At 35.9% G+C, this 25,782-nt stretch carries 22 protein-coding genes; 7 read left to right on the forward strand and 15 right to left on the reverse strand.

From position 1 onward, the window contains the following. Positions 1-175 precede the first annotated feature (175 nt). On the forward strand, positions 176-4,444 hold the full coding sequence (locus L2586_RS17460; RefSeq protein WP_235294224.1) for a LamG-like jellyroll fold domain-containing protein: 4,269 nt from the start codon (positions 176-178) through the stop codon (positions 4,442-4,444). Positions 4,445-4,612: 168 nt separating this feature from the next. On the opposite strand, the gene L2586_RS17465 is transcribed toward L2586_RS17460, so the two are convergent. The 5 genes from L2586_RS17465 to L2586_RS17485 all read right to left on the reverse strand — a co-directional run bounded on the left by L2586_RS17465 (position 4,613) and on the right by L2586_RS17485 (position 9,063). Then, positions 4,613-4,918, reverse strand: a complete 306-nt coding sequence (locus tag L2586_RS17465; RefSeq protein ID WP_235294225.1) for an ArsR/SmtB family transcription factor — start codon at positions 4,916-4,918, stop codon at positions 4,613-4,615. A gap of 213 nt (positions 4,919-5,131) precedes the next feature. Continuing rightward, positions 5,132-5,470 (reverse strand): ArsR/SmtB family transcription factor, encoded by a 339-nt coding sequence (locus L2586_RS17470; protein ID WP_235294226.1) that lies wholly within the window; start codon positions 5,468-5,470, stop codon positions 5,132-5,134. A gap of 157 nt (positions 5,471-5,627) precedes the next feature. Further along, positions 5,628-6,305, reverse strand: coding sequence for a tRNA (adenosine(37)-N6)-threonylcarbamoyltransferase complex dimerization subunit type 1 TsaB (gene tsaB / locus L2586_RS17475; protein ID WP_235294227.1), 678 nt, complete (start codon positions 6,303-6,305; stop codon positions 5,628-5,630). 29 nt (positions 6,306-6,334) lie between these two features. Continuing rightward, on the reverse strand, positions 6,335-7,954 hold the full coding sequence (locus tag L2586_RS17480) for a S41 family peptidase (protein WP_235294228.1): 1,620 nt from the start codon (positions 7,952-7,954) through the stop codon (positions 6,335-6,337). 221 nt (positions 7,955-8,175) lie between these two features. Continuing rightward, entirely contained in the window at positions 8,176-9,063 is an 888-nt protein-coding gene (locus L2586_RS17485) for a phosphohexomutase domain-containing protein (RefSeq protein WP_235294229.1), read from the reverse strand. 92 nt (positions 9,064-9,155) lie between these two features. Between L2586_RS17485 and L2586_RS17490 the strand changes: the two genes are divergently transcribed. Then, complete coding sequence (locus L2586_RS17490; RefSeq protein WP_235294230.1) at positions 9,156-9,836, forward strand: protein-L-isoaspartate(D-aspartate) O-methyltransferase; 681 nt, start codon at positions 9,156-9,158, stop codon at positions 9,834-9,836. A gap of 194 nt (positions 9,837-10,030) precedes the next feature. Here the strand turns inward: L2586_RS17490 and yidD are convergent, their stop codons facing one another. Genes yidD through L2586_RS17505 form a run of 3 tightly spaced genes read right to left on the reverse strand, consistent with a single transcriptional unit; the run spans position 10,031 to position 11,929 of the window. Beyond that, a complete protein-coding gene (gene yidD / locus L2586_RS17495) occupies positions 10,031-10,291 on the reverse strand; it encodes a membrane protein insertion efficiency factor YidD (RefSeq protein WP_235294231.1) in 261 nt (86 codons plus the stop codon). Continuing rightward, positions 10,291-11,406: a hypothetical protein gene (locus L2586_RS17500; RefSeq protein WP_235294232.1), complete on the reverse strand. Its 1,116-nt coding sequence runs from the start codon at positions 11,404-11,406 to the stop codon at positions 10,291-10,293. Before L2586_RS17500 ends, yidD begins: the two co-directional genes overlap by 1 nt. Further along, positions 11,345-11,929: an RNA polymerase sigma factor gene (locus tag L2586_RS17505; protein WP_235294233.1), complete on the reverse strand. Its 585-nt coding sequence runs from the start codon at positions 11,927-11,929 to the stop codon at positions 11,345-11,347. Before L2586_RS17505 ends, L2586_RS17500 begins: the two co-directional genes overlap by 62 nt. Positions 11,930-12,086: 157 nt before the next feature. On the opposite strand from L2586_RS17505, the gene L2586_RS17510 reads away from it, so the two are divergent. Next, positions 12,087-13,892, forward strand: coding sequence for a carboxypeptidase-like regulatory domain-containing protein (locus tag L2586_RS17510; protein WP_235294234.1), 1,806 nt, complete (start codon positions 12,087-12,089; stop codon positions 13,890-13,892). A gap of 191 nt (positions 13,893-14,083) precedes the next feature. Here the strand turns inward: L2586_RS17510 and L2586_RS17515 are convergent, their stop codons facing one another. Together L2586_RS17515 and L2586_RS17520 are read right to left on the reverse strand one after the other, a co-directional pair. Then, positions 14,084-14,782, reverse strand: a complete 699-nt coding sequence (locus L2586_RS17515) for a response regulator transcription factor (RefSeq protein WP_235294235.1) — start codon at positions 14,780-14,782, stop codon at positions 14,084-14,086. A 62-nt stretch (positions 14,783-14,844) separates the two neighbouring features. Then, positions 14,845-16,269 (reverse strand): sensor histidine kinase, encoded by a 1,425-nt coding sequence (locus L2586_RS17520; protein ID WP_235294236.1) that lies wholly within the window; start codon positions 16,267-16,269, stop codon positions 14,845-14,847. Between the two features lie 90 nt (positions 16,270-16,359). Here L2586_RS17520 and L2586_RS17525 point away from each other — a divergent pair, with 90 nt between their 5' ends. Then, positions 16,360-16,887, forward strand: coding sequence for a DinB family protein (locus L2586_RS17525; RefSeq protein WP_235294237.1), 528 nt, complete (start codon positions 16,360-16,362; stop codon positions 16,885-16,887). Here the strand turns inward: L2586_RS17525 and L2586_RS17530 are convergent. Together L2586_RS17530 and L2586_RS17535 are read right to left on the reverse strand one after the other, a co-directional pair. Next, positions 16,884-17,606, reverse strand: coding sequence for a hypothetical protein (locus L2586_RS17530; RefSeq protein WP_235294238.1), 723 nt, complete (start codon positions 17,604-17,606; stop codon positions 16,884-16,886). The genes L2586_RS17525 and L2586_RS17530 overlap by 4 nt on opposite strands. After that, positions 17,596-18,741, reverse strand: coding sequence for a glucosaminidase domain-containing protein (locus L2586_RS17535; protein WP_235294239.1), 1,146 nt, complete (start codon positions 18,739-18,741; stop codon positions 17,596-17,598). The genes L2586_RS17530 and L2586_RS17535 overlap by 11 nt, the downstream gene beginning before the upstream one ends. A 159-nt stretch (positions 18,742-18,900) precedes the next feature. Here L2586_RS17535 and L2586_RS17540 point away from each other — a divergent pair, with 159 nt between their 5' ends. Both L2586_RS17540 and L2586_RS17545 read left to right on the forward strand, forming a co-directional pair. Then, complete coding sequence (locus tag L2586_RS17540; protein WP_235294240.1) at positions 18,901-19,866, forward strand: tetratricopeptide repeat protein; 966 nt, start codon at positions 18,901-18,903, stop codon at positions 19,864-19,866. Positions 19,867-20,088: 222 nt separating this feature from the next. After that, on the forward strand, positions 20,089-20,289 hold the full coding sequence (locus L2586_RS17545) for a dodecin family protein (RefSeq protein WP_235294241.1): 201 nt from the start codon (positions 20,089-20,091) through the stop codon (positions 20,287-20,289). A gap of 74 nt (positions 20,290-20,363) precedes the next feature. On the opposite strand, the gene L2586_RS17550 is transcribed toward L2586_RS17545, so the two are convergent. Genes L2586_RS17550 through L2586_RS17560 form a run of 3 tightly spaced genes read right to left on the reverse strand, consistent with a single transcriptional unit; the run spans position 20,364 to position 22,937 of the window. Then, entirely contained in the window at positions 20,364-21,449 is a 1,086-nt protein-coding gene (locus L2586_RS17550) for a site-2 protease family protein (RefSeq protein WP_235294242.1), read from the reverse strand. Then, complete coding sequence (locus tag L2586_RS17555; protein ID WP_235294243.1) at positions 21,449-22,609, reverse strand: acyl-CoA dehydrogenase family protein; 1,161 nt, start codon at positions 22,607-22,609, stop codon at positions 21,449-21,451. The genes L2586_RS17550 and L2586_RS17555 overlap by 1 nt, the downstream gene beginning before the upstream one ends. A gap of 4 nt (positions 22,610-22,613) precedes the next feature. After that, the gene (locus tag L2586_RS17560; RefSeq protein ID WP_235294244.1) at positions 22,614-22,937 is read right to left on the reverse strand and encodes a DUF4286 family protein; all 324 of its coding nucleotides are present in this window, start codon (positions 22,935-22,937) and stop codon (positions 22,614-22,616) included. A 395-nt stretch (positions 22,938-23,332) separates the two neighbouring features. On the opposite strand from L2586_RS17560, the gene L2586_RS17565 reads away from it, so the two are divergent. Then, on the forward strand, positions 23,333-25,555 hold the full coding sequence (locus L2586_RS17565) for an NADP-dependent isocitrate dehydrogenase (RefSeq protein ID WP_235294245.1): 2,223 nt from the start codon (positions 23,333-23,335) through the stop codon (positions 25,553-25,555). The last annotated feature ends 227 nt before the right edge of the window (positions 25,556-25,782 follow it).

The raw sequence follows: 25,782 nt of genomic DNA on the forward strand, positions 1-25,782 counted from the left end.
TTGTCATTTTACGGTTTCTTTAATATACCTAACATTTACTAATTCACCTCTCTATATGCTGAGCAATTTAGCTTTTAGCTATCCAGTTTTTAGCATTTATATACGCACAGAATAATCAAAGATCTTCCAAAAAATCAATTTGGTTATTTATTAAATACAAATTCAATTTATGAATATGAGTGTGATATTGAGGCATTTAGCTTCCTGGGATTCCTATGCCATTAACTTAAAGACAGGTTCTCTTTTCTTATTTCTTTTTATGTGTGTTGCTCTAAATGCACAAGCTCCTAACTGGGCGGAATTAATGTACAAAGAAGGTGCAGATGTTCAGAAAGTTTCCGAAGCTTATGAAGCGTATTATGAGTCGCATGAATTTGTGAAAAATAGATACACTCAAGACTATAAAAGATTTTTGAGAGGCAAAACTAGAGAAGCCTTCGAATTGAAAGACACGAAGACGCTGAGATCTCAGCAGGAATTGTATCAAAATAAATTATTGATAAATAATACAAGAGGTCCAGGTTCCACATGGCAGCCATTAGGCCCCTTTGATATTGATTTGAACTCTTCAGCCGTAGGAACTACTCCAGGGTTAGCACATATTTACACTGTGGAGAAGAATGGGTTTCTAGTTGCAGGAACGGCTACATCAGGAGCTTGGAAATCCACAAATAATGGAAGTACATGGCAAGCGATCACTAAAAATTTAATGGTTACGGAAGTAAAGGCAGTAGAAATTGTTGGGAGCACAATTTATATTGGCGGAAATGGTCACATCTATAAGAGTACAAATGGAGGTTCTTCATGGTCAGAAACTGGAAGTTCTTCTTTTAAAAATCAATACCATAATACATTAGATATCGTTTCATCAAATTCAGTTTTATTTGCGGCTACAAATTATGGTTTTTATCGAAGTACGGATGCGGGAAATAACTGGACTCAGATAGCATCAGGAAAAGTACAAGAAATAGAGGTTCATCCTACGAATCCTGATGTTATTTACTTTATAAAACAAGAAGGAAGTGGAACAGCTTTTTACAGATCGATGGATGGAGGGCTTAATTTCACACAATTAACTAACGGGTATCCTGTAGTTGCCAATGGGGAAGAACAGTTGAGAACTGAAATTGCAGTTACTCAGGCGCAACCGGATAGAATCGTAGCATTAGCAACTGGAATCGCGAATGGAGGTTCTGGATTATATGGAATCTATGTTTCTGACGATATGGGCAGTTCTTGGACTTTTAAATGTTGCGGAACAGGACCTGGAGGTCCAGCCTCTGCATCGAATAAAAATATCATGGCTTGGCAGATCACAGGAGAGGTTAGTGGAGGACAATACTATTATGATGTTGCATTGGCTGTCTCGCAAATCAATCCTGACGAAATATATACAGGTGGAATTAACATTTGGAAATCTACCGATGGAGGAACAACATTTGTCAATAACGCTGACTACATTTTTAATAAAGCTAAGGAGAAATATGTTCACGCAGATATTCAAGATATTAGAATTATCGGAAACGAAATTTGGGTAGCAACAGATGGCGGAATATTTATGTCCAATGATAGTGCAGAAACATTTAACAAGAGAATGTACGGGATAGTAGGGACTGATTTTAGAGGTTTCGGAGCTGGAGCAAAAGATGGAGAAGTATTAATAGGTGGAACCTACCACAACGGAACACTACTTAAGGAAAATAATACATATGAAGGCGGATGGTTATCTACTTATAGTGGGGACAACACGCATGGAAATGTTAATCCTCAAAACAATAAAATAACTTATAGTGATATAGGGATAATGACATTGCCAGGGAATGCTAGCTCAGTTCCTACACTTAAAACATTGACCATTAAACCTAATGCCTCGTATAAAACAGGCGAATCCAGTGAGTATGTTTTTCATCCTAATAGCGGTGATATCTTTTTCCTAGGATCAGGCGGAAGTCTTTTCAAAACCACAGATAATGGAACTAACTTTACTCAACTCCATAATTTCGGAAGTGGAAAAGTGACTAAAATAGAAATCGCACCAGCGAATCCAGATATAATTTACGTCGTTTATTACCCCAGTTATGATAGCCATAAAAAGCTTTACAGGACAACTGATGGAGGACAATCTTGGGATGATATTTCTCCCTTGTCCTCCGTTTTTCAAAACAATAAATTATGGATTGCATGGGACATTGCAGTGAGTTCAACTAATCCAGATGAACTTTGGTTAGCTCGAACACCACAGACTAGTTCGAATGCGAATATTGATGGATATCAGGTTTTTCATACAGCAGATGCAGGAGGATCATGGAATAATATTTCGACCTCTTCATTGAATGGTGAGATGCTTACGAATATTGTTCATCAACACGGAACGAATGGTGGTGTTTACATTGGTACACGAAGAACTGTATTTTATAAAAATGCAGCAATGTCACAATGGGCATTATTTCAGAACGGACTTCCTGCGCTTACGTATTCTACAAATTTGGTTATTCTATATAACCAGAATAAAATTGTAAATGCAACACACAGAGGTGTGTATTCAGTGGACTTATACGAAACGGTAGTAAAAGATGTAGCTTTCCAAGTAGATAAAACAGAAGGGTTATGTGAGCGAGATTTCTTTCAATTTTCTAATAATTCAAAAGGATTTCTTGCGAGTGCTACGGTAAAGTGGACATTCGAAAATGGAAATCCATCTGTCTCTTATGACGAAAATCCAATGGTGAGATTTAATGGAGTAGGAGGGCATAATGTAACTCTAGAGATCATAGAAAATGGAAAGTCTACTCAGAAAACAGAAGTTGATTTTATAACGGTGCAAGAATCATGTGGTATAGAATCACTACCTGGGAGCGCATTGAGAACAAATAATAACAACTATTTGATCGTTCCGGCAATTGGCTTGGAAACGAATGAGATTAGTTTCTCTACATGGGTAAAAAGAGAAGGTACGACAAAAGATAATGCAGGGCTTTTCACGATGCGTCGATTCGCGAATACAACAGGGCTGTCCATTTCATCTAGTGGTGAAGTAAAATACATGTGGGATCAAGTAGAATTAGGAATTCCAACTGGACTAAAGATCGAGAAGAGCAAGTGGACTCACGTTGCGATGACGGTAAGTCCTACTGAGCTTAGAGTATATGTAGATGGGATAGAAAAGGTTTTCGCAGGTAATTATTCGCCAGTTATTTTTGACAAGGATCTTTTAATAGGCAAAGATATAAACTCTTATATCTACTATTTTAATGGTTACTTTGACGAGTTTAGTGTTTATGATAAAACACTTTCGACAGCTGAAGTTAGATCACATATGAACTTGGTGAAATACGAAGAGGCGGTATCCGGGCTTCATAATTATTTTCAGTTTAATGATGAAACTTCAGTAACTAAAGATGTGATTGGATCTAAGCATGCGAGTTTCTTTTCAAATGCTGATTTTGTAGAATCTATGGCTCCGATAGGGAAGGGAACATCACAAGTGAAAAAAATTGAAAATTTTGGAATTCACACTTTCGATGCGGTTAATGTAGAATTGAATATTGAATCAGGAATTTCATGCAATAGTGATTTGGGAGTATATCGAATAGAGAGAAATGTGAGTGGATCATCAGATCTTCACAGCTCAGACTATTTATACATCGTTAATCATTTTGCGGAAGATGATTTTATAATAAATGGAGAAATTTCGATATCCAGAGCATTTGATGAATTAGTAGATTCAGGGGTTTCAAAGGACTCGTTTAAGTTGTATCAACTAGCTTTCGATGAAGTTCCGGAATGGGAAAATAATACAAGAGCTTATTCTATGGATTTTGATCCTGACAATGATGATAAAGTGATTTTCGAAGTTCATGAAGAAAAGGAAATGGAAGGTAAATTTTTGGTTTCTTATAATCCAATGAATGCTTCATTAGCTATATCAGATATTTACTTTGAATTAGATATAATTAGACCTGGAGTTGTTGATGTTCAATGGTTTCTTCATCCAGAAGATCATTTTATTAGAACAGAATTGCAGCGAAGTGGTGATGGAAGAAGATTTGAAGCGATAAAGGTTATTGATAATGAAGAAGGTCAATTAGCATTTAGTTACATAGATGAAAGTCCATTAAAAGGTCGAAATTATTATCGTGTAAAAATGACTTATGATGATCTAAGTACAGATTATTCAAAGATAGATCACATTCGGGTTTCATCAACGATAGCCGATCAGTTCTTATATCCGAATCCTTTAGTGGGTGGTAGTGAGTTGGTTCTGAATGATGTGAGATTAGATGGAGCGAGTATGACGATATATAATATGACAGGAAAGAAGGTGAAGTATTTATCAAATATCGAAAGAGGGAAGGTGGATGTATCATCGCTTTCGGCGGGAAGTTATATTGTAGTGATCGATGAAAGAACGGCTAGGAGGCAGCAGATATTAATTAAAAATTAAGAAGACGCTTGATGTTATTTCTGTTGAAAGAAGCATTTCATGATGTTATCACTTTCAGTGATGACATCAATGTTGCAATGCTAATATTGCACAAAAAAAATGTCGCAATTCTTAGAGTTGCGACACATTACTTTATTCGTTCTGTTGGTAATTCGTAAATGTAAATATTTATTTTCCCAGAAATCTATTTACAGCCCGCTTTGCCTTTTCAACTATATCATAGTTAATAGTATAATGGATATATTTACCATCCCTATTTGCCTCTACGACTCCAGCAAGTCTTAATATTCGCAAATGCTGTGACGTTATAGATTGTTCTAAATTTAGAGTGTTATAAATTTTATTTACATGAATGCAATCATTCATGTCTATAAACTCTAAAATTTTCAACCGTAATGGGTGCGCAAGCGCACGCATGAGTTCGCATGAGACATGCAACTTCTCATTGTCAAAAGTAACCTTAGTCTTTCTCATTAATTTTATTTGTAGTATTTCTTAATCGACCTTGAGACAAATATGGGCAATAAAATTTTCATATCAAAATAAATATTATAAAAAATTGTAATTTATAACTTACTGATAAAAAAATCCGTGAAATCTTAGTCTGTAATCTTGTAGTTCTCTTTATTGCTCAAATGTAAAAGTCTCTAATTCAAATACTTAGGTTACTTGTTATAAAGTAGGGTTCTAACCAGCTAAATCTTCCACTAACTGTGAAATTTGACCAAGCCTATTTCTATCTAATGAATAATAGATGAATTTTCCTTGGCGCTCAGTTATCACAACTCCTGCTCTTCTTAAAATTGCTAAATGTTGTGATGCGACAGATTGCTCTAATCTTAACTTGATATAAATATCAGTTACAGTCATTGTATCGGAATCTTCTAAAAGATCGATGATTCGCTGTCTCAGTTTATGATTAACAGCTCTTAAAACCAATACTGCTTTTCTCAAGTCAGCATAATCCAATTGGATATCCTTATCTCCTTGCTTGAGCGTAACGGTTTCGTTTTTCTTATTTCTCATATAAAATAAATTTTAAAAAATGTTCACGGATAATTACATATTACAGATAAACCAAAACTGTACCAGAAAATACCATGACATATTTTATTTATATATAACCAGCTGATTTTTAGTTATATTATATGAACAAAAAAGATTTAATAAAGGTTCTAGAAGTCTAGAATAGAGGCTTTTTAGACTGTGTAACCTTGGGTGCTTTGAAGTAATTCGGTGAATAACTGATCATATCCACGAAGTTTTTACTCCTAAATTTAGCCTGAATAAGAGGTAAAAGATAACTTGCTGATAACCTAAATGGCAAAAAATCATACCCTTTTGTCTTGAAAACATCTTTGCATTTCTCCACTCCTGTTCCACATAAAACGATTTTTTTACCATTATATATATTAAAGGAGTCCTCTTCTAAGATCAAATTGTGAGTTTCTTTTACTTCTTCAAGCTTATTATTATAGGTAGAAGTATACACTTCCATTCGACGAGCGTCTATCATCGGTATATATAGATCACCCTCTGCAAGGCTGCTAGCGTGTGTTGCAATGGCCTCTAATGTGTTAACTGTTATAAGTGGTATCTGTAGCCCGAAACATATTCCTTTCGCTGTAGCAGCTGAAACACGCAGTCCAGTATAAGAGCCTGGCCCATCACTTACCGCAACTGCATCAAGCTCTTGCATGCTTATGTTTGCTTCAGAAAGACATTGCTGGATAAACAGCGTCATCTTTCTCGTATGAGAAAAAGGTTCTGTAGTCTCAATAAGACTAAGAATCTCATTTTCATCACTTACACAAACAGAGCAAACCTCTGAAGAACTTTCTAAGCTTAAAATTTTTGCCATAAGGCACAAATATAAAGGATTTCTATTCCTTAATTTAAAATCTCTTGATATCGCTTAGGATCTCCTAATAGTTTGATCGCTTCCTGAATTTCTTGATCTTGATCTAGTTTCCTCTGAACTTTACCCTCTTCGAAGTAGTACCTGTTTATAATTTCTTCAGCAATTAATTCTGTCACTTCGTCTCTATAATTTTCGAAACTGTTCTTGTAAAAATTCTTAATTTTAGAAGATAGACCTTCTACTTCCGATGTTAAATCTACCTCGTTTTTCTGTATTGAGGTCTCTAGTTCTTTAAGTAATTTCTCACCTTTAGATTCGAATACGAATTGATTAGATTCTGCAAATTTTACAAATTCATCATATTCCTCGAACTGGAAATCTATCGGACCGCTAATACTGTCATGTTTACTTACATATTGATTAACATACTTGAATATAATGTATTGATCTATCAATGCTTGACTGAAGTCCGTGATTTTCTCAGCAGGAATTTTTACATCTGGCGTTACGCCTCCACCATCTAGAACAGGTCGGCCGTTACGTGTTTTAAATGTTGATCTTTTATCATCTTCTATGTCTATCGGCTCACCATTTTCATATGCCACGCTCTGAATGCATCGATTACTAGGGATGTAATATTTAGAGATGGTCAATTTTAATCTTGAGTTATAACCGACCTCCGCGGTATTCTGAACCAGCCCTTTTCCGAAAGACCGCTGCCCCATCAGCACACCTCGATCGTAATCTTGGATTACACCAGACACAATTTCCGAAGCCGAAGCAGATGATTTATTGATCAATACAACAAGTGGAATTTCAGTATCCCAAGAATTGTTCGTCGTTGAGTAAGACTTATCTCTTTCCGCCACTTTACCTCTAGTACTCACTACAGGTAGACCTTGTGGAATAAATATATTGGAAACATTAATCGCTTCTCTTAATAAACCTCCACCATTGTTTCTAAGATCTAAGATAACCGCCTTCATCTCGGGATTCTCTTTCTTCAATTTGTTCAAGTTTTTTCGAATATTCGCGGAAGCATTGGCAGTAAAAGTAGTTAATGAAACATAAGCTACTTCATCTGATACCATTCCAGAATGCGGAACATTAGGAATAGAAACTTCCTCCCTTATTAATTGAATCTTCATTCCTTTTTGTTCACCAGGACGATCGATCGTCATTTCTACTTTTGTGCCGGGAACTCCTCTGAACAGGGTTAAGACATCTTCACCAGATTTATCACTTGTAGACAATCCATTGATGGCTTTTATCTGATCTCCGATTTTCATACCTGCTTTTAGCGCTGGACTATTTTCGAATGCATCTACGACCGTTACTACACCATCCACTTCTCTTATCATCGCTCCTATGCCTTCATACTTCCCTTGTGTAGAAATTCTATAATTCTCTACCCTCGCTTCAGAAATATAATTTGTATACGGATCTAATGAAGTCGTCATCGCATCTATACCTATCTTCATCAACTCTCCTGGGTCAATGTCATCTACATAATTGGCATTTAACTCCTTATATACATTGGTATAAATCTCCATGTTTTTAAGAATTTCAAAATACCTGTCATTCCATGTAAATGCTGAAACACCTAATAGTATGGTAGCTGCGACTATGATGAGTGTAAGTTTCTTCATTTTTTTCTTTTATGTCAATGTTTTATAAACGAACTAAAAGTGCAATAATTGTAAAACTCAGAAAATCCATTATAAAATCTAATACTAGCTTCTATATCTGCAAAATAAGTTCGTATACTTTACTTCTGTTGGTCAAAATAGTTAAGTTATTTCATCTCACAGTCGTAACTTGTATTATTGTTATTTCATCTTTCATAACGAAGTTCTATTAACATTCGTGATTAAAGTTCACTGACTTTTTTGCCAGTATTAGCCAGATGTTGCAATAATGAAAGGGCTATCCATACGCCATCTTTCATTTCTGATAGATCTAAAACGGACTTTATATGATCAACATCAACAAAAACACCATTTTCATCGCAAATGTTTATCATTTCAGCTGCTCCACCAAGTCCTATCCCACATGAAGTATATTCTGTTTCTCCAACTAACTGGGACATGAGAATTAAATTCTCATTCGTGGGGATAGGAAGTTTTTCGTCAAATGTAGGATTGTTCTCACTTCTGAGTCTTAAAGATTCTGGAAGGATTCTTTTCCAGATTTTCTGCCCAGCACCATATATTGGATCTACAACGACTAGAACATCAGCAGCTCTAATGGCACTTATGTCAAATTCCTTGATAAGTCTTTGGTAGTATTGTTCTTCTAAATTAACAACTTTAATTTGCTGGCTGGCCTTATATTGCTTTAGCTTTTTTGTTTCTAAGTCGAATTTTTCTTTAATTAAGGATTCGATTTGATGCTCTACCAAACCTCCATCTTTGGAAATCAACTTTAAACCACTGAAGAAGAATGGCTTCGTGCCTCCAGTTATATAGATTCCTAGATCAGCGTTTAACTCCATTACACCATTAGCAATCATTGCTGTAGTCACAAATTTTTCGGAAATAAAAACTTCGAAGCCATAGCTAGCCATTATTTTGGCAATTTTTCTTGAGAACATTTTGCCTCCGAAACGTGTATCAAAACCGATGACAACCTTCGTGAAGTTCTGAGTTTTCATCCATTCCGCTGTTGCTTGGCTTACTCGACTGATATTTTCTACTGTAAAACCTTGAGCGATGATCGCTTTCCAGCCATCTGGTCCGATAATAATTTGTTCCTCCATAATGTAATGTTGTTCATTGTAAAATTAATGATATTGGAATAAATGCAAAGATAAAATAAACATATTAAAAAAAGTTTTAATATATTGGCGCTATGAATGCTACCTATACCTCCAAGCGGAAAAGAAAAACTCTTGTGGATACCTATCGACATAAAGGGATGAGAATGAAATTAGTGGGTGAATTAAGACAGCGAGGTATTGCGGACCAAGATGTTTTGCATGCAATGGGAGAAATTCCAAGGCACTTCTTTTTGGATAAAGCATTCGAAGAATGGGCGTATAAAGATGTACCATTTCCGATAGAGTCAGATCAAACGATTTCACAGCCATATACGGTTGCCTTCCAGTCGAGTTTACTACGGGTGAAAAAGGGAGATAAAATTTTGGAAGTCGGCACGGGATCTGGTTATCAAGCTTCTGTCCTTGCAGAAATGGGCGCTAAGGTTTATTCTATAGAGCGTCAACAAAAACTATATCAAATCACGACTAAGTTTCTTCCGAGTATAGGTTATGGCAATATCCGACTTTTACTAGGCGATGGGTATATGGGATCCGAAAGATTCGCACCTTTTGATAAAATATTGGTAACTGCTGGAGCTACTTATGTTCCAGATACTTTGATTCAGCAATTGAAAATCGGAGGTGTATTAGTCATTCCAGTTGGAGATAAGGTCCAGAAAATGCTTCGGATTACTAAAGTTTCAAAAGATGAAGTGAAAACGGAGAATTTTGGAGATTTTAGATTTGTACCATTTCTGAAAGGGATAAATTAGGCGTTGCTGAATAGATATAAGATTGGACTTGAAAAGTAAATGTTATTTGTAAATTGATAACATCGCTAAAAAAAGCGCTGTCATCAATAGAAAGCGCTGTTATGAAAAGTAAATGTTATTTGTAAATTGATAACATCGCTAAAAAAAGCGCTGTCATCAATAGAAAGCGCTGTTATCATGAGAAAGCGTTGTCATCATGAGTTAATGTTCTCTTTCTTCTTCTTTTTCGGAACTGGGTCGTAACCATGTCCTCCCCATGGATGACAACTCAATATTCGTTTAATTCCAAGATATAAACCTTTAAACACACCCCATTCCTGAATAGCTCCAATCATATAATGTGAACACGTAGGATCATAGCGGCACGATGGGCCGAGTAATGGGGATATAGCAATCTGGTAAAACCGGACAGGTAGTATAAATAACTTCTTGAAAAATAGACTAATGTATTTCATTACTTATTTAACATAATTCTAAGCGTCTTGTTCCCAGCTTCACCCCATTCTTTAAAAGATTCGACTAATTGATTGATTTCCTTGTTCTGGGCAGGAGTAAGTATAGTTTTTACAACAATATTTTTTGCCTCTTGCTGATCATTTATGATCATTTCAATACCTATAAGTTCAGGGAATCCTTCTAAGTCTAATTGCTCAAGAGCATATTCCTGAAATTTCAATGCAATTCCAGGATCATTATATTGAATAGTAATTGGTGAAGTAGAAATTCCATCGTCTAGGATACTGGATGAAGAAATTTTCGCAGTTTCTGCGTTCTGGAACGCACTTCTTCTGAGTTCTTTTTTCTGACGTGAGGCAACAGGTGCAGATTGGGCTAAGGATGGACTTGCTACATCATCTGATTTAACAGCAGGTGCTGGAGGTGCTTCGGTTAATTCAATTATAACCTGTCCATCTCCTGTGCTTTCTAATTCAACTTTCGCAAGATCAATTTTCTCTAAGGGAGCTATTTCTGATTCTGCAATTTCTTCTTCTAACGCTATTTTATTAGAGAACTGATCTGAAGTTTGATCTGCTTTTTCAGATACTAAATCATTAATTTTCTTAGACTCCTGGGAAGGACTTGATTTGGCTTTTGATAGTGGTTTAGGTAAGGAAATGCCTGTTTCTGGTTCATTGGCTTCTGTTTCCGCCACTTGTGATTGAGCAATATCACTCAGTTCCAAGTCTTCATCAGAAAAGTCTTTTTCTACCTTTTCCATGACGACCTCGCTAATTGCATCATTTTTTAAATCTGGAATAAAAGTAATAGCAACTACTAAAATTACTACAGCTGCGGCTGCGGACATCCATATATAAAGTGGAGACCTTTTTTTCTGAGTTTTCGACTTTAATTTTTGGTTGAGATCTTCAATAGCATTTTTATTTCCTGCTTCGAATCCTGCTGCACCTTCCAGCGCCTCGAAAAGAAAATCATCTTCTAAAGCATACTGATTCAACTCGTGCATTTCGTCTTGCGAAATATCACCAGCCATGTATTTTTCGAATAATTTATTTTTCTTTGATGGATTCATATTTCTTTTCCATACAGTTTTTAAGATTCCTCCGCCCATTCTGAATTAAAGACCTTGCTCTACTCCACGTGATAGACATCAAATCAGTTACTTCTTTGTATGTTTTTTTCTCTAAATAAAATAATCGAACAGATTGTTGCTGCTCAGTTTCTAATTTTTCGATGCAATTTTCCAGCATCCCTAATTCTGCTTCTTTCTCCTCTATATTACTTAGACGGTAGACATCGTCAGAATACATAATTGCAGCCTGATTTTCTTTTTCTAGTACTCTAGATTGGCTCCTTAGGATTTCATAACAGTGATTTTTGGTTAATGTATATAACCATGATTTCGGATAAGCCACTTCATGTTTGAGTAGTTTTTCAACTAACTTTTCATAGATATCCATTACCGCATCTTTACTTTTTTCTTCATTTTTTAAATACTTGAGACAGACAGCGTAAATCATGCTCATGTATTTGCTGAAGAAGACCGTCATATCTGCCTGATCGCGACTTTTTTTATACTTCTGAATAGAAGCAATATCCTCTTTTAAATCAATATTTTTTTCAGGCTTTTGCAAATAAAATGATTCTCTTTTATGTAATCGGAATGAATGAAACATCTAAGGTAAGAAGTGATTCGGTAACGAAGTTGAAAAAATCTATTAATTAGTTCAGATTTCAATTTTGAATCATCTGCTACAATCAACAAATTGAAAATTAAAAAAAATATTTAACATGAAATCAATCCTATTATTATCCACTATTTTCTGTCTAGCTTTTTCGACAAAATTTATTAGATCATTTGAAAATATAAAAGTAGCTGGTGTGGTCTTCGATACGAAAGGTGAGCCGATTCATGGTGCGACTGTTTTTGTTCTAGGGACTAAAAAGGGCACAATGACAGATTCTTTGGGCCAATTCGAAATGATGGTTCCTGTAGAAACTAAAAAATTGACCATTAAACACTACGGTTATAAAGCTCAAGATGTCAATATCACATTAAGAAAAGCACTAAGAGTATTCTTAGAAGAAGGCCGTACCACAACAGAAAAGCATCGTGATCTAGCCATTATGGAAAGTAGTAGTGCAAGGAGGGAAAAAAAGCTGATGTCACATTCGGCATTAAAACCATCTCCAGTTTTACCAGCTTCTACTTTTTCAGAAGGAATAGCTGATGATTATGCAGAAAGTGAAGCAAGTACAAGTCCCGAAGGTAGAGGGAAAGTTAAGGAAATGACTAAAAGTGAAGTGGATACAAGAGCAGGTCAACTGACCGCTGGAGAATGGAATGACTTGAATAATTGGGAAGCATGGATGAAATTAGTGGAGGAAGCAGACTACAAAGAAATGGGCGAATACTGGCAGGTAAATGCTAAAGAGCGGGTTTCTGTTTTTGTAACGAATCAATACGAATTACCTATTGCGGATTGCTTGGTGACCATGAAGTCTAGTGGTAAAATCGTCTGGACTTCCAAAACGGATAATGCTGGGAAGGCGGAGTTGTGGACAGAAACTATAGGAGAAAATATGGAGCTTATCGTAGAATCTAGAGAGAATAAATTTACTTCTACGAAAGTTAGAACAGCAAAAGAGGGTGTTAATCGGATTAATTTCAAAGAAGAATGCGATGCTCCTAGGAAAGCGGAGATCATGTTCGTAGTAGATGCAACAGGATCTATGGGAGATGAAATTGAATTTCTGAAATCTGAATTAAAAGATGTTATCGGCCAGGTCGAATCTTCAAGATCTAATATTGATTTTAGTTGGGGATCTGTATTTTATAGAGATGCAACGGATGATTACTTAACGGTGCAATCTCCCTTGAGCTCTAAAGAGAAGAAAGTTCTAGACTTTATTAATATGCAGTCTGCCGGTGGAGGAGGAGACTACCCAGAAGCGGTGAATGAAGGATTAGAAGAAGCATTGATGCAAGATTGGAGTCATGATGCCATTGCTAGAATTGTATTTTTAGTATTAGATGCTCCTCCACATCATAATCAAGATGTGCTAAAAGATCTTCAGTCCCAGATTGCTTTTGCTTCTGCAATGGGAATAAAAATAATTCCAATTACAGCTAGTGGAATTAACAGACAGACGGAATATTTGATGAAATTTATGTCTGTAATGACGAACGGAACTTACGTATTTTTAACGGATCACTCGGGAATCGGAAATGCTCATTTAGATCCAATTGTTAAAGATTTCGAAGTAGAAAAATTGAATGACTTGCTTGTTAGAGTAATTATTAATTACACAGATCCTGGTACATGCCAAAGCCAAGAAGATAATAACGTGGTATTCGAAAACATAGAAGTTTTTCCGAATCCTACACTTGATTTGTTACAAGTAAAAGTGCCTAGCGGAGTCAATAAAATCACCTTAACGACAAGTTCTGGAATGTTAATACATTCAGAAAAAATAACGGCACAATGTGATGTGAGTCTTGATCTAACTAATTATGTAGACGGAATGTATGTCGTTAATTTCTTTGCGGATGAGCAAGTCTACAGTGTGAAAGTGATCAAAAGCAACAAAGCTTAATCTTGTAAAATCTTTTGCCTCTCAGTTATTCACTGTCCAGCAAATAATTATTTGGATGAAAGCAAAAAGTCATTTCCTTTAATTAGGAAATGACTTTTTACTTATAAAAAGGTTTATTTTTCAAAAGTAGAGTTAATCACCTTTCGGAGACTAAATTTGTTAATAGAAATTGTAAAATTTGAGTGTTGAAATTACCCTTCTCCCTCTAATAATCGGAATCCATTTCCATGAATATTTACGATTTCAAGGGCATCATCTTTAGCTAAGTATTTTCTGAGTTTAGTTACAAAAACATCCATACTTCTAGCTGTGAAGTAATTGTCTTCTCCCCATATCTTAGTTAGAGCTATAGATCTAGGTAGAACGTCATTCTTATAAATACAAAATAATCTTAGTAAGTGAGCTTCTTTAGGAGACAGTTTTTCTTTGTCCGTTCCGTTAAATGTAAGAATTCTCAATGGGTAATTAAAGTGATACTTTCCAAGTGTAAACTCTTTAGTATCTTCTTCAGGATCTTCTGACTTAGCACTTCTTTTCAGAATTGCTTGAACTCTGTAAAGTAATTCTTCGGAATTAAATGGTTTAGAGATATAATCATCGGCACCAATTTTAAAACCTTCTAGAACATCTTCCTTAAGTGTTTTAGCAGTTAGAAAGATAATAGGCGTTTCTTTGTCTTTTTGCCGGATATCCTTGGCCAGTGTGAAGCCATCTTTTTTAGGCATCATAACATCTAGAATGCAAAGGTCATAGTCAGATTTGTTGAATTCTTGAAGTCCCATCTCACCATCAGAGGCAAGATTGACATCATATTCATTCATTTCTAAGTATGATCTTAAAACATCCCCAAAGTTCTGATCGTCTTCTACGAGTAATATTTTAGCGGTCATTTGTCGTTGTGTTTTATCTTCTAATAATATAAAGACGTATTGATTTTAATAAGTCACTCTTTTTAGGATGGTAAATAGACATTAAATTTCGAGCCTTTGCCCAATTCGCTTTCTACTTCTATCCATCCTTTATGAGCAGTCACTATTGCTTTCACATAGCTCAGCCCAAGTCCAAAACCTTTTACATCGTGCAAATTCCCAGTATGCACTCTATAAAATTTGTCAAAAATCTGTTTACGTGCGTCACTAGTCATACCAATTCCATTGTCAGATACGCTAATGATTATGCCATTAGTTTTATTATGCGTGCTAATATTAATCCTTGGCTTTTCAGGAGTATATTTGATCGCATTGTCCAACAAGTTATGGATAATATTATTGATATGCGTCTCATCGCCTCTGATTTTTGGATTTTCTGCATCTAAATTTAATGAAATTGTCCCCTCCTTACGTTGTAATTGTAGCTTTCCGTGCTCTGCAGCTTGACGAATTAAGGAGTGAATATTTATTTCTGTAAGGTTAAGACTGAAATCTCGTTTGTCCAAAACAGCCATCTGAAGAACCTTCTCCACTTGACTCAACATTCGATTATTTTCTTCCTTAATAATGTTCGAAAATCTTCTCACTTTATCAGGATTAGAAGAAATCTTCGGACTATTTATAGAATCAGCTGCTAATGAAATCGTTGCAATTGGTGTCTTAAATTCATGGGTCATATTGTTAATGAAATCCGTTTTCATTTCTGAAACTTGCTTTTGACGAAGGATAACATATATGGTGTAACTGAAACAGAATAAAATTAGACCAGTGAATATGATCGAACTAATTAACGAAGGCATCACTGAAGACCATAAAGCCCTTGTCTTATTAAGAAACGAAATTTTTAAGTATCCTGGGACATCGAATTCAGAAGCAAAAAGTTGGATTTGATATGGCGAGGAATATAAACTTTTATTCATGCCTGTCTTAACAGTAGACATGTCTTCTGTCTCACCTATGGTTGCATTATACACACCATTAACAATAATGAAATCTCTCATTTCCGAAGAAAAAATACCAAAATCGTACTTAGCATCGATATTCTGTTCTTTCATCTCAGCTTCTATAAATTGTTTGACTTCTTTAGGGTCGATTCCTTCTAATTTTACAGATGGATTAATGCTCGATTCTAGACTTCTAAGCTCAAACATTAATCGCTGTTTATTATAGGGATCAAGATCCGATAGCGACAACTCCATGTCCTTCGTGATCGAGTTTTTTAGTTCAGTTCGATTATTCTTCTTAAAGTAATCATATGCTTCTAGTGGTTCATCTGCACCTTCCTGCAATTTTTGTTGAACTTTCCCTAAGATGAGATATACGCTGCTGTTAAAAGATTCTTCATTTCTACGTACAGATTCATTGATCCAATATAGTTGGATGACAATAATTCCAATGAGCGCGGCACTCATTAACGTAATGATGGTGATAATAGATTTTCTTCCCATACTTCTGTAAGTAACAAAAAAACAATTTATTAGATTATGTTTTTAATTGGTTTTAACTTAGATGTCAATATTTTCTTAAAAAAACCGATTATGCTAAGAAATAAATTAATACAAAAAGTTCAAAATCTAGACATTGAAATGGATCAATTGTTCAATGAACTAAAGGGTAATTCATTTGAAACCTTGAATAAGAAAAAGGATGCAAACACTTGGTCGCCTATTCAGATTTTGGATCATATTATTTTGTCTGAGCGACTGTCATTAGGATATTGCAAGAAGAAATTGTCATTCGACCCTAAGCTTAAGACAGCCAATTTTCGTACTTGGATAAATGGTCGCTTAATTTCTTGGTCCTTGCAATCGCCATTTAAGTTTAAAGCGCCTGATGTTGTTACTTCTGATAAGCTTGTGGCAGAAAGTGAATTGGGATTAATAAAGGAGAAATGGAAAGCACTCAGAGCTGAATTGCTAGCATTTATTCATAATGTTCCTGAGAAATACATCGATAAGGAAGTTTACAAGCACCCTTTTGGCCTGAGAATGTCATTAAATGGAATGCTGGATTTCTACAAGAGTCACTTCCGTAGACATAGAAAGCAACTCCGCCAAAGGATCTAATCTATATATTCTACTTTTCTTAGAAAACGAAGACCGAAAGAGATTTCAAGCGATACATTTCGAATTGTTTTTTCAGACAAACCTCTTGTTGTCGTCCCAGTGTATGGATTGTATACAGAGACATCATTTAATGCAGGTTGGTAATATTGTCTTCCTAAATCTGGTAAAACAGATAGCTCAACAACGGCACCAATAAATTCTGAAATTTCAAATTCTGTACCGCCACCAGCATATATTCCATATGTCCAGTGTTCTACGAATTCGTTAAGAGGATAGGTGGTGATAGAAGTAAAATTTTTATCCACAAATTCATCTAGATTGGTACTAAAAGTGTATTCTCCTCGGATACCTAAAGTGTAATATGGACTCCAAGTTCCCATCCTAATTTTTCGCTTTGCACCGATCGTTAACCCAGCATTTCTAAATTTAAAACTATTAGTCTGCGGGCTGAAGCCAGTGGTTGGGTTAATGAAATTTTGCCTTAGCGAACTTCCCCTTTCATGATAGCCGATTTGCGCAAAAAGTGAATTGGGATCATCTTCTGCCCATGTTTCGATAGAGAGGATGGCATGTCCTGCAAAGAGCGGATTTCTTTGGAAATTATTCCAGTTCTGTGTGGCAATTACAGGTCCGCCTTTTATTCCAAAAACATAACTCTGAGCATGTGCCCCGCCGGCAACACAAAGTATTAAGAAGATTAATTTAATTCTAGTTCCCATTTTTCTTGCTAAATATATATTCAACTGTTTCTTCTACAAATCTAGACTTTTCTACTACACCAGATTTGCTTTTCTTAGATAATTCTGGCTTTTTGCCTGTTCTAAGCAGTCCTTTTAACATGACTTTCTCTCCAGTCTTGACCTCAGATCCAAATGGAATCCTATTTCGAATGTAAAGTGCTTCGAGTTCGATTCCATATTTCTGAGCGATTTCACCCATGGTTTCTCCATCACGAACTTGATGAAACTTCTTTTTGCCTTTAAGAGATAGTCTTTTCTTTTCTAGGTAAATGGTAGATTTTGCAGGGATTACTTCATAAGGCTCTATCTGATTATCATTAAATGCAACTAATGAAGCAAGCGGAATTCCAGATGCATTCGATATGTCGTTAAGTGTTTCACCACCTTTAGCCGAAATGGTTTTTGCTTCATTGATAAATTTAGAACGAGGCATTTTGAAGTTGCTAGAGCTAGAAGCTATAACATCTTTTGTCCGATCTTCTCTACTTACTCTAGGTTTGTCTGTTGTGGGTTTGTCTGTAGGCTTTTCTTGATTTGTAGATTCAGCAAAATTGTGATTAAAATCAGGACTACCCATACTGTCATAACGGTATAATTCATATTTTTCTATTAAGTTTATTAGCTTTTGTGGGTAATTAGGATCGGTTGCATAACCAGCTTTACGAAGCCCTTTTGCCCATTTTTTATAATCTGTTGTTTTGTAATCGAAGAGGAAATCATATCGAGAAGTACGTCCATTATTTTGTAAAAAATTACTGTGAGCGATAAATGATTCTGTAGCATCTTTATAGACGCGGAAACAAGATTCGATTAATTTTCCTCTGTGATCTTTATCATCGTCTATTTTATAGTAAGAAGTACCACGCCAGTCATTACCACATTTGATTCCGAAGTGATTGTTAGCCATCATCGCCATCTCGCTTCTTCCAGCATTAGATTCTAAAATGGCTTGTGCCAATTTTATACTTGCAGGAATGCCAGTACGTTTCATTTCTGAGATAGCAATCTCGACATATGCATCTACATATGCGGTTGTTCCATTCTTTTTGTCATTGTTAGCAAAGACAGAAAAGCTTATTGTCAATGCGAAAAGGGCTAATATAATTCTGCTCATGAATACTTGTTTAATGATTATCATATTACACATTATGCTAATATGACAAAAACTGTTCCGAAATTTGAAATGAAGTGAGCGGGTTCCGTATCTTTGCATTCTATGAACGCAATTTTTAATAAATTCAATATAATTTTTATTTGTTTTCTGGTTTTCACAATGAGTTGTAAGCCCGAAAAAGTAGAACAGCAAGCACCATCGGTTTCGATAGCATCAGACGATCCAGTGCTTGTCGGATTAACGAATGCTATAGCTGAAGATCCTAATAATGCAGATACTTATTACGAAAGAGCTCGGATTCTAGGAGATAGGGAATTATACGATCCGGCGATAGATGATTTGAAAAAAGCGATCAGTATAGATTCTTCGAAGGCAGAATATTATCACTTGCTTTCAGACACTTATTTAGATTATTTTAAATCTGGAGAAGCGCTAGATATTATGGAGAAAGTGGTTGAAAAGTTTCCTGATAGAATCCCATCACTTCTGAAATTAGCCGAGCTTCAGTTGATTCTAAAGCAATATGATGCTTCTTTTTTCACGGTGCAGAAAATTATGAATCAAGACAAGCAGAATGCAGAAGCATTTTTTATGCTGGGAATGATTTATAGAGCGCAAGGAGATAAAGACAGAGCAATTAATAGCTTCCAGTCAGCAGTTGAATTAGATCCTGAAATCATCGATGCGTGGGTCATCTTAGGTGATCTATTTGCTGAGAAAGATTTCAAAATTGCAGGGCGTTATTATGATAATGCGATACGATTAGATCCTGAAAATCTGCAAGCCTACCACGCGAAAGCTTTCTATTTGCAGAATTCTAATAGAACTTCTGAAGCCATAAAAATTTACAAAGAAATTAATCAACGAGATCCACAGTATACCGATGCGTATTTGAATACTGGAATCCTATATCTGGATCAAGATTCGCTTCCACAGGCATTCGAACACTTTGATATTCTTGTTAAAATAGATCCTCAGAATTATCTGGGTTATTACTATCGAGGAATCACTAGGATGTTCCAAGGGGATAAAGATGGTGCCAGGGCAGATCTTAATCAAGCTTTAGTCTTCAATTCTACATTCGAGAAAGCTCAGATAGCGCTTAGTGAATTAGACAAGTTATAGCAGTTAATAAGTAAGAATTTTGCTACACATAGGAAGGCATATTAGTGCTTATTGCCTCCTGATATTTTTATAGTTTATACTGTAGAAATTAGAATTAAACCTAACCTTTCTATTCATGATTTGAGGTTTCATACTTGAATGCATGTGGGAATCAATAGATATGTAATACGCTGGTTGTTAAACTGGTATGGTATTTGAACTCATCTATGAAAAACAAATATCATGGCAGTTTTAAAAGTGATTGAAGTATTAACGGAATCAACAGTTAGTTGGGAAGATGCAACTCAGAAAGCAATTAAAAAGACAGCGAAATCTATCAAAAATATTAGATCAGCATATGTACAATCTCAGAGTGTGACGGTTAATAAGGGTAAAGTTGAAAAATTTAGAGCGAATGTTAAGATAACATTTGAAGTTTCTTAGCGAGGATCGTATTTAAGAATGTTATAAATGAAGATATTAAGATCTCTGTAGACATTAATAAGGAGTAAAGTACATTACTTTCCATTCATTCTTTCGATAATTTTATATCGTTCTATTAGTCCGAAACCACCCTCTTGACCATTGACCACCGCATAGCGCAGTCTTTCATTGTTCATCGTGCTGAGAATAGTCTGAAGACTTGATTTGTCTATCAATTTAAATATAGGTTCTGTATACTCAGCGGCCTCTTCTTTGAATTTCTGATCCTTTATGCACGACTTAATAGCTGGTTCCGTTACGATTCCTGCTAAGTTTCCATCCTCATGAAATACCATGAAATTTCTGGCTCTTTCATCGTAGTAATGATTAATGATTTCTTGCATCGGTGTTTCTGGAGAGAATTGATGATGTGTCATTAAGCCTTCGAGATCAGAATCATTAGTGATTAAGAAATCCTCTTGTCTAGCTGAAATTTTTTCGCCTCTAGCCATAAACATCACAAAAAATCCTATGATGCTTAATGTGTAATAAGCATAGACAATACCTAGAATTACAAAACCGACAGCTATTGCATAGCCGATCCATGAAGCTATATCCGTGGATTTTTTCTTACCTAATTTTATGGAAAGTAAGGCCCTGAGTATCCTTCCACCATCCATTGGGAAAGCGGGAATCAGATTGAACAAGAACAACATTAAGTTGATGTATAAAACAATACTTAGATACGCTCCCCAATTATTGAAATTACTTACGCTCGAGTCTAAGTCTATCAATATGGGCATAGAGCCGAAATATAGGATCAATCCAATGAATCCAGCAATTACGATATTGACCATTGGTCCAGCAATAGCGATGTAAAACTCTTGTAACGGCTTAGATGGAAGTCTTTCTAAGCGAGCTAGGCCACCGATAGGAGATAGAATGATATCGATGGTTTTCACATTGAATCGTTTAGCCATTAATGCATGTCCATACTCATGAAGCACTACACAGATGAAAGAAACGATGACTAAAATGATTATGAGTCCAATTTCGTCTAGTGCTCTACCTTGCTTTGTTCCTAAGCCTATAACTAATACAAATATTAAAGCAAAGGTCCAGTGTACTTTCAGCGGTATTCCTGCGTAAGTCCCTAAATGTAATGAACCTTTATTTATCATTATCCTTCTTCGTATAATTTTCCTGAAAGTACTGTTCTAGAAATAACCAATTTTTGGATTTCAGATGTTCCCTCATAAATTTGGGTAATCTTTGCATCTCTCATTAATCGCTCTACATGGTATTCCTTCACATATCCGTAGCCACCATGAATCTGCACCGCTTCGACCGTATGCTTCATTGCCGTTTCAGCAGCGAAAAGTTTAGCCATACTGGATGCCATATCATAATTTTTGCCCTCATCTTTTAGTCGTGCTGCATTGTAAACCAATAAACGAGCCGCCTGAATTTCTGTGGCCATATCCGCAAGTTTGAATGCGATCGCTTGATGTTTAGAAATTGATTTTCCGAAGGCTTCTCTTTCTTTAGAATACTTTACGGCTAATTCGTATGCTCCCGCTGCAATACCTAGTGCTTGGGCTGCAATTCCTATTCTTCCTCCAGAAAGTACCTTCATCGCAAATTTAAACCCAAATCCGTCTTCACCTATTCTATTTTCTTTCGGCACTTTCACGTTGTTGTACATGATGGTGTGCGTATCAGAACCTCTAATTCCTAGCTTATCTTCTTTCGCGCCAATTTCTACGCCTTCTAAGTCTGTAGGCACAATAAGTGCATTGATCCCTCTATGTCCTTTTTCAGCATCCGTCTGAGCAATGACAAGGTGTACGCTCGAACTTCCACCATTTGTGATCCAATTCTTAGTCCCATTGAGCAAGTAATGATCTCCTTTATCGATAGCAGTGGTTCGCTGACTAGTAGCATCACTTCCCGCTTCTGGTTCCGATAAACAAAATGCACCGATTTGCTCTCCTGAAGCTAATTTAGTTAGGTATTTTTGCTTTTGCTCTTCTGTTCCGAAAGTCTCTAATCCCCAACAAACCAAGGAGTTGTTAACGGACATTGCTACGGAGCATGAATTATCAATCTTAGATATTTCTTCCATAGCTACCACATAAGACATGGTGTCCATTCCTCCACCGCCATATTTTTCACTGACCATCATACCCATAAAGCCCATTTCCCCCATCGCCTTTACTTGCTCAGTTGCAAATGTCATATTCCTATCCCGTTCGATTACACCGGGGAGTAATTCTTGCTGTGCAAATTCTCTCGCTGCTTGCTTTACCGCTAATTGTTCTTCTGTCAATTTTCCAACCATATTGTTAATATTTTGCTTGTACCTCCATTACGGATCTAAATGCTACAAATTTGTCTTTATATCTATCTTGATGCTCTTTCTGCAATTTTGGTGCATGTGAACCTTGATATTCTTGCAGTTTACGCATGTTTTCACACTCATACTGAATAGTGTACATGACACCATCATCATCAGGAACCAAAAGTAATTTATTAATTTTGCTTTCTATAAAACACTGAGTAGCCATAACGCTTGGGATATGCTCCTCTTTCATCCACATTAACCATTCTTCTTCTACTTTATGGTCAATTTTAATAGTGACATTATATAGGATATTATTATCTGCCATCTTAATTTATCTGACAATTGACCATGGTCAATTTCTTATGCTTTAATAAGTAAATACAACTTAATGTTTAGTAGCTCCCTAATTTACTTTTCGAAATAAGGGATCATTTTCCTAAAACGCACAATTCTTCAATAAAGTTTTGAAAAAGTGATGCGTGCAAATATAATGATAAAGGTGAAAAGATTTTTTCGATTATAGATTAAGCTAAATCATATAAAAAGTGTAAATATTCAAGTTCAAACTATGAATTTTCTCTAGTATCTACCTGAAAATTGGCGGAAAGTAATGTTTTTTAGACATTCTAGCAAAGAAGGATTAAGGATCATTTACTATCTGCAAATTTTGATTATTTTTGTCAGCCAAAATTTTTAGGCATAATTAAATATATTAGCAAGATGAGCAAGCATAAGATAATTTACACGATGACAGATGAAGCGCCTTACTTAGCGACGCATTCTTTTTTACCGATAGTGGAAGCGTTCGCAGGATCTTCTGGCGTAGAAGTAGAAACGAGAGATATATCTTTAGCTGCAAGAATACTAGCCCTTTTTCCAGATTTTTTAAAGGAAGATCAAAAAGTGAGTGATGATCTTTTGTTTTTAGGAGATCTAGCTAAGCAACCAGAAGCAAATATCATTAAGTTGCCGAATATTAGTGCTTCGGTTCCACAATTGATTGCGGCAATCGAAGAATTGCAAGCTGATGGATTCGCGATTCCAGATTTTCCAGAGGAACCAAAGACAGCTGAGGAGAAGGAAATAAGAGCGAGATATAATAAGGTGAAAGGAAGTGCGGTGAATCCTGTATTAAGAGAAGGAAATTCAGACCGTAGAGCACCGAAGCCAGTGAAGGCTTATGCACGTAAGCACCCACATAGAATGGGGAAATGGTCATCAGATTCTAAGTCACACGTTTCGACGATGTCTCATGGAGATTTTATGAATAATGAAAAGTCTCACACATTTGATGAGGCGACTACGGTTAAAATCCAACACGTTGCTAAAGACGGAGTGGTTACCGTTTTAAAAGATAATTTAGCTATTCTGAAAGGTGAAATCCTAGATGGAACATTCATGAGCAAATCTGCTTTAGTGGACTTCCTTAAGGAGCAAGTAGCAGATGCGAAAGCGAAAGATGTTTTATTTTCTTTGCATATGAAGGCAACCATGATGAAGGTATCAGATCCTATCATTTTTGGTCATGCAGTGGAAGTGTTTTTTGCACCAGTTTTCGAAAAACATGCTGCAACAATCGCTGACTTAGGTGTAGATGTGAGCAATGGTTTTGGTGATTTGATTTCGAAGCTTGATGAGTTACCATCAGAAAAGAAAGCGGAAATCCTGAAGGATATCCAAGCTTGTTACGATGAAAGACCAGACCTTGCAATGGTTAATTCAGATAAAGGGATAACGAATCTACATGTTCCTTCTGATGTAATTATCGATGCGTCTATGCCAGCTATGATTAGAACTTCGGGGCAGATGTGGGATAAAAATGGTGAGCAGAAGGATACAAAGGCAGTCATTCCAGATAGTAGTTATGCTGCAATTTATCAAGAAACGATTGATTTTTGTAAAGAGCATGGTGCATTTGATCCAACTACCATGGGTTCAGTACCGAATGTAGGACTAATGGCGCAGAAGGCGGAAGAATATGGTTCACATGATAAGACATTTGAAATCGCAGCAGATGGGAAGGTACAGGTTGTAGATGCAGGTGGAAATGTAATCATGGAGCACGAAGTAGAGAAGGGAGATATTTGGAGAGCTTGTCAAGTGAAAGACTTACCTATTCAGGATTGGGTAAAGTTAGCAGTAAGAAGATCTAGAGAATCAGAAACACCTATCGTTTTCTGGTTAGATGAAAATAGAGCACATGATGCGGAATTAATTAAGAAGGTCAATTTATATCTAAAAGATAGCGATACAGATGGTCTTGAAATTCATATTATGTCTCCAGCGAAAGCAACTAGATTTTCTTTAGAAAGAATTAAAGATGGTAAGGATACTATTTCTGTGACAGGAAATGTATTAAGAGATTATAACACAGATTTATTCCCAATTTTAGAAGTTGGAACAAGTGCTAAAATGCTTTCTATTGTTCCATTGATGAATGGAGGTGGATTATTTGAAACTGGAGCTGGAGGATCTGCACCTAAGCATGTTCAGCAATTCGTAGAAGAAGGTCACTTAAGATGGGATTCTCTAGGAGAGTTTCTTGCACTTGCTGTTTCTCTTGAACACTTAGGAAAAACATTCGATAATAAAGGAGCTATAGTTTTAGGTGAAGCTTTAGATAAAGCGACTTCTGAATTTTTACAGAATGATAGATCTCCTTCTAGAAAGGTGAATGAATTAGATAATAGAGGTAGTCATTTTTACTTAGCATTATATTGGGCGGAAGCGCTTGCTGAGCAAAAAGAAGACGAAGCATTAGGAAAGAAATTCTATGATGTAGCTTTGGAATTAAAAGCAAACACGGAAACCATCTTACAAGAATTAGTGGACGCGCAAGGAAGTCCAGTAGATATAGGAGGTTATTATTCTCCTGAGGAAGATCTTGTAAATAGTGCCATGAGACCAAGTGCAACATTGAATGCTATCTTAGCTAAGATCTAATTAGGATCTAAATGTGATTAGCCTTGGGCTGTGAGCAAAGAAAAAACCACATTGATTATTTGACTTCTAGTCATTTTGTCAATGTGGTTTCTTTCGTTAGGGCCAATTTTTTCAGTGAAGCAGGTAGGATTTAGACCGAGGAAAGTTGTAAAAAAATTCGCACTGAAGTACTAGGTCCTGTAAAAAGCATAGCATAAAATATAGATCGTAAAATGGAGTTTTGTTTT

It is taken from the genome of Portibacter lacus (assembly GCF_021533215.1).
Taxonomy (GTDB): domain Bacteria; phylum Bacteroidota; class Bacteroidia; order Chitinophagales; family Saprospiraceae; genus Portibacter; species Portibacter lacus.